4 protein-coding genes are annotated in these 5,179 nt (G+C 67.8%); 1 reads left to right on the forward strand and 3 read right to left on the reverse strand.

The window, feature by feature from the left end; all coding sequences use genetic code 11:
* Window positions 1-174: 174 nt before the first annotated feature.
* Complete coding sequence (locus tag IP86_RS09520) at window positions 175-1,362, forward strand: cytochrome P450 (protein ID WP_054162284.1); 1,188 nt, start codon at window positions 175-177, stop codon at window positions 1,360-1,362.
* Between the two features lie 142 nt (window positions 1,363-1,504).
* Here IP86_RS09520 and IP86_RS09525 read toward each other — a convergent pair whose 3' ends face one another.
* From IP86_RS09525 to IP86_RS09535, 3 genes are all read right to left on the reverse strand, one after another.
* Window positions 1,505-1,777 carry a hypothetical protein gene (locus tag IP86_RS09525; protein WP_054162285.1) on the reverse strand — a complete coding sequence of 91 codons (273 nt, stop codon included), beginning with the start codon at window positions 1,775-1,777 and terminating at the stop codon, window positions 1,505-1,507.
* Window positions 1,778-1,882: 105 nt separating this feature from the next.
* The gene (locus tag IP86_RS09530; RefSeq protein ID WP_054162286.1) at window positions 1,883-3,829 is read right to left on the reverse strand and encodes an alkyl/aryl-sulfatase; all 1,947 of its coding nucleotides are present in this window, start codon (window positions 3,827-3,829) and stop codon (window positions 1,883-1,885) included.
* 94 nt (window positions 3,830-3,923) lie between these two features.
* Window positions 3,924-4,910 carry a small ribosomal subunit Rsm22 family protein gene (locus IP86_RS09535; RefSeq protein ID WP_054162287.1) on the reverse strand — a complete coding sequence of 329 codons (987 nt, stop codon included), beginning with the start codon at window positions 4,908-4,910 and terminating at the stop codon, window positions 3,924-3,926.
* Between the last annotated feature and the right edge of the window lie 269 nt (window positions 4,911-5,179).

The raw sequence follows: 5,179 nt of genomic DNA on the forward strand, positions 1-5,179 counted from the left end.
TGGCCGGGTCAAGCCCGGCCATGACGCGGAGGGGTGACGCAACTGTCGATCCGTCATTGCGAGGAGCAAAGCGACGAAGCAATCCAGCGCAGTGCACGGTCTGTGGATTGCTTCGCTTCGCTCGCAATGACGAAGAAACAAAACCAACGCATCAACTAATCGAGGAGCCGCCCGATGTTCGCCTTCGATCCCTATTCCCCTGCGGTCGATGCCGACCCGTTTCCACTCTACAAGACGTTGCGCGATCAACATCCGGTGTATTGGAGCGAGGCGGCGCAGATGTGGGTGCTGTCGCGCTATATCGACGTCGCCGGCGCCGGCACGAACTGGCAGGTGTTCTCCTCGGCGCAGGGCAATCTGATGACCGAGCTGCCGAACCGCGCCGGCGCGACGCTGGGCACCACCGATCCGCCGCGCCACGACCGGCTGCGCGGCCTCGTGCAGCACGCCTTCATGAAGCGCAATCTCGAGGCGCTGGCCGAGCCGATGCGCGATATCGCGCGCGAGGCGGCCGAGGCGCTACGCGGCCGCGAGCAGTTCGAATTCATCGCCGACTTCTCGTCGAAATTCACCGTGCGGGTGCTGTTCGCCGCGCTCGGCCTGCCGCTCGGCGACGAGCAGACGGTGCGCGACAAGGCCGTGCTGATGGTGCAGAGCGATCCGGTGTCGCGCGCCAAGGGCCCGGAACATCTCGCCGCCTACGCCTGGATGCAGGACTACGCGGCCGGCGTGATCGCGCAGCGCCGCGCGGCGCCGCAGAACGATCTGATTTCGCATTTCTCGATGGCCGAGATCGACGGCGACCGGCTCGACGAGCGCGAGGTGCTGCTGACCACGACGACGCTGATCATGGCCGGCATCGAGTCGCTCGGCGGCTTCATGAGCATGCTGGCGCTGAATCTGGCGGACTTTGCCGACGTCCGCCGCGCCGTCGCGGCCGATCCGGCGCTGCTGTCCGACGCGGTCGAGGAATCGCTGCGCTACAACACCTCGGCGCAGCGCTTCAAACGCTGCCTGCAGAGCGACCTGACGCTGCACGGCGTCCCCATGAAGGCCGGCGACTTCGTCTGCCTCGCCTACGGCTCGGCCAATCGCGACGAGCGGCAGTTTCCCAATCCGGATCTGTACGACCTCAAGCGCAAGCCGAAAGGCCATCTCGGCTTCGGCGGCGGCGTCCACGGCTGCCTCGGCTCGGCGATCGCCCGCATGGCGATCAAGATCGCCTTCGAGGAGTTTCACAAGGTCGTGCCGGACTACACGCGGACGGCGCCGCAGCTCGACTGGATGCCGTCCTCCACCTTCCGCAGCCCGCTGCGGCTGGAAATGACGGTGGAGAGCGCCGCAACCCGGCACGCGGCGTAAGCGTATCACCGCCTCCAATCCGTCATTGCGAGGAGCGAAGCGACGAAGCAATCCAGCCCGGTGGACGGAGCTGAATTGCTTCGCGGAGCCTGTCATCGGGTGGCGCGGAGCGCCGATCCGGTGGCTCGCAATGACGGGAAAACTACTTTTCCTCGCCAAGCGTCAACGCAAGGCCGGTAAGCGTGGCGACGACGCCGAACGCCAACGCGCACGTCACCGCGAAATCGGTGAGGCGGAAGCCGGTCGGGTCCAGCGCCATCAGCGCCGGCCGGATACCGTAGGCATCGCTGCGTGTCGTCAGCAGCGCGAAGCCGAGGCCGATCGCGACGCCCATCATCGCGTGGCCGGCGAGCGCCAGCGTCCGGGTGATCGTCTTGGCTGATAATCTGCGGGTCCGCGGTTCGTGAAACGGCATGCGGCGCCTCCTGATTCGAGGCTGCAACGCGTCCCCACGGGCGCCGTTCCTCCACGACCTGGCGGAATTGCGATCCCCCCAGTTTGAGCGCCGCCGTTGTGCCGTTCAGCTCACCGCCGTCCGTTTCGGCTCGACGATCTCGAACATCCGCGGAAACTCGTCCATCAGCGCCATCAGCTCGGCGAGTTTCATCGGGTTGCCGCTGACCTGGATGCGGCCATCCATCACCGCCTCGGGGAACGAGGTGTGCTTGGCGATCACCGCGTCGAGCACATCGCGCGCCAGCACGAAGCCGGCATCGGCTTTCGCGGCCGGCGCACCTTCGATGTAAGTGAGCGCGCAGTTCTCCAGCGTCAGCACCCAGCGTTCGCCGGTGTCGGTGAAGTGCCAGTTCAGCACGATGGTCTTGCCCTCGGCCTTCGGCCCGTTGAGGCGGATGCCGAGCACGTCCCACAGCTGCGAGGTCTTCAGCGCCGCCAGCGTCTCGCGCGGCATCGGCGGCCGCGCCGGCACTTGCGGCATGCCGTGACGCAGCTCCTGCGCGCCGAACAGATAGGCGTTGCGCCAGGTCGCGCTTTCGGACTGATAGCCGAGCTGCTCGAACGTGTCGGCGAGCAGCAGCCGGCCGTCCTGATTGTCCGGCTCAGCGAAGACGAGGTGGCTCAGCGCCTGCGCGACGAAGCGGAACTCGCCGCGGTCGAAATCGGCGCGCGCTTTGGCGAGCAGCGCCTCGGCGCCGCCCATGTACGCGACGTACTTCCTGCCGGCATCGACCGGCGGCAGCGGATCGAGATTGGCCGGGTTTGCGTCATACCAGCCGAGATATTTCTGATAGATCGCCTTCACGTTGTGGCGGATGTGGCCGTAATAGCCGCGCGCGTGCCAGGCGCCGTCGAGGCTCTTCGGCAGCCGGATGGTCTCGGCGATCTCGCTGGCGGTGAGGCCGTGGTTCATCAGCCGCAGCGTCTGGTCGTGCGCGTATTTATAGAGATCGCGCTGCTGCCGGATCATCTCGTCGATCCGCTCGCTGCCCCACACCGGCCAGTGATGCTGGCCGCACATCGCCTCGGCCTTGCCGCCCCACAATTGCAGCGCTTCGCCGAGGTAGCGCGACCACGCCAGCGCGTCGCGCACGTCGGCGCCGCGGAACGGCAGCAGATTGTGGAAGTTGTGGGTGCAGTTCTCGGCGAGGTTGAGCAGCTTGTAGCGCGGGATGAAGAAATGCATCTCGGCCGGCGCTTCGGAGTTCGGCGCCATCTGGAATTCGAAGGTGACGCCGTCGATCGTCCTTGTGTCGCCGGTCGCCTTGATCAGATCGGTCGGCCGCAGCAGCGCCACCGAGCCCATCGCCATCGACTTGCCGAGCCCGCAATCGATCTGGCCACGTTCGCCCTTGGCGAGCAGTGGGCCGAACTGATACTGCGCCCGCCGCAGCATCGCCGGCCCGGCGATGATGTTCTCGGAGACGGCGTGCTCCATGAACAAATCGGGCGCGATGATCGGCACATCGCCGCGCGCCAGCGCATCCTCGTCCAGCACGCCGCGCGCGCCGCCCCAATGGTCGGTGTGGGTGTGGGTGAAGATCACGGCCACCACCGGCCGCTCGCCGCGGTGTGCGTAGTACAGCTGCAGCGCCGCGCGGGCGCCCTCGATCGAGGTCAGCGTGTCCACCACGATGACGCCGCGGTCGCCCTCGATCAGCGTCATGTTGGCGATGTCGAGCCCGCGCACCTGGTACACGCCGGGCACCACTTCGAACAGGCCATGATGCATGTTGAGCCGCGACTGCCGCCACAGGCTGGGATCGACCGTCGGCGGCGCGGTCTCGCTGTCGAGAAACCGATACGGCGCCAGCGACCACCCCGTGCGGCCCTGCGCCGACATGATCGTCGCGTCGTCGATGCTGCCGAGGAAGCCGCGCCGCGCCTCGTCGAAATCCCGCGTGTCGGAAAACGGCAGCTCGTCCAGCACCGCCTGGTGGCGGGCGATGACCGCGGCGGACGCGTCTTTCGGAGCCCGCGCGGCATCGTCGATCGGGGCGGCGTCGCTCATCGGGGCACTCCTGCGGCTGTCGGCAAGGCCGTCATTCCATCCGAAGCGGAACCCGATTGCAACGGCTTCGCTGAGTGAGCGCCGCAGGGCCGGCTCAGTCGGACGCGTTGCCGTCGTCCGCCGCGTCACCCCAGGCGAGCCGGCGGAACCGCGCGTAGGCGGCCTTGTCGCGCCGCGGCGCGACCGCCATGGTCAGTCCGTCCGGCGTGCACAGCTTGGCGGTGATCGCCACCTTGGTCTGCTCCGGCTGCGTCAGCACGCGCGACAGGCGAGTCGGCGGCGCTGCGCGGCTCAGCGCGACGTAGCTGAATTTTTCGTCCTCATAGGGCAGCTCCGCGCCCTTCAGCTGCTGATGCAGCCGCGAGCGCGGCAGCCGCTGCACGAAGTGACACCAGTCCGGCGGCTGCAGCGGACAGGCGGCGTCGTGCGGGCACGGCGCGACCACATGTGCCCCCTGCGCGATCAGCCGCGCGCGAGCGTCGAGGATGCGCTGATAGCCGGCAGGCGTGCCGGGCTCGACGATCAGCAGCGTGCCGGCGGTGGCGCGCCACAGCGAGTCGGCGAGCTGATCGCGGGCGGCGTCGCCGAGTTCGTTGATGACGTAGCTGGCGATCACCAGCTCGGCAGGCGCCGCGCTCGCGAGCAGCTTGCGCGCATCGCCGAGTTGGTAGTCGAACGCTGCGGTTCGTCGGCGGTCGCTCGCCAGCGTCAGCGCCAGCTCGCGCAGCGCCGGGTTGGCGTCGAGCAGGGTCAGCGTGCGCAGCGACTCGAACGCCTGTGTCGCCGCAAACGACGCAGTGCCCGGCCCGGCGCCAACATCCAGCAGCGTGCTAGGTGAGAACTCCGGCGTGATCTCGGTAAGCGCATTGAGGCTCGCCGCCACCGCCGCATACGTCGCCGGCATCCGCGCGCCGGCATAGGCGATCGCGTCGGTGGTAGTAACGATCGGCGCCGAGGTGCCACCGTCGCGATAGGTTTTGGAAATTGTCGCCGCGCGCGTAGCGGCCTCGGTACGCGAGGTGCCGTACAGCAGTTGCTCCAAGGCGGCTTTCAGATCGGCGGGGAGGGCGGGGGAGATCATGGTGACCATTTACTCCGCCCCAACCGCAGTGTCATGCGCGGGCTTGACCCGCGCATCCATCGCGCGAAGCGCGCAAAAGGAAATTGCTTCATGCGAAGAGGATGGATTGCCGGGTCAAGCCCGGCAATGACGGGGCAGGGCGGGAGAGATCATGGCTGAGCCGCGCAGCGAGCCAACTTTCCCCTCCCCCTTGCGGGGAGGGTGGCCGGCCGTAAGGCCGGTCGGGTGGGGGTGAGCCACACACTCAGTGCCCGGGGTACCCCCACCCC

The sequence above is a fragment of the Rhodopseudomonas sp. AAP120 genome (assembly GCF_001295845.1).
Taxonomy (GTDB): Bacteria; Pseudomonadota; Alphaproteobacteria; order Rhizobiales; family Xanthobacteraceae; genus Rhodopseudomonas.

Excerpts from the sequence above, each read along its gene's own strand:
- IP86_RS09535 (WP_054162287.1), bottom strand. The coding sequence starts at position 4,910 with ATGATCTCCCCCGCCCTCCCCGCCGATCTGAAAGCCGCCTTGGAGCAA.
- IP86_RS09530 (WP_054162286.1), bottom strand. The coding sequence starts at position 3,829 with ATGAGCGACGCCGCCCCGATCGACGATGCCGCGCGGGCTCCGAAAGAC.
- IP86_RS09520 (WP_054162284.1), top strand. The coding sequence starts at position 175 with ATGTTCGCCTTCGATCCCTATTCCCCTGCGGTCGATGCCGACCCGTTT.
- IP86_RS09525 (WP_054162285.1), bottom strand. The coding sequence starts at position 1,777 with ATGCCGTTTCACGAACCGCGGACCCGCAGATTATCAGCCAAGACGATC.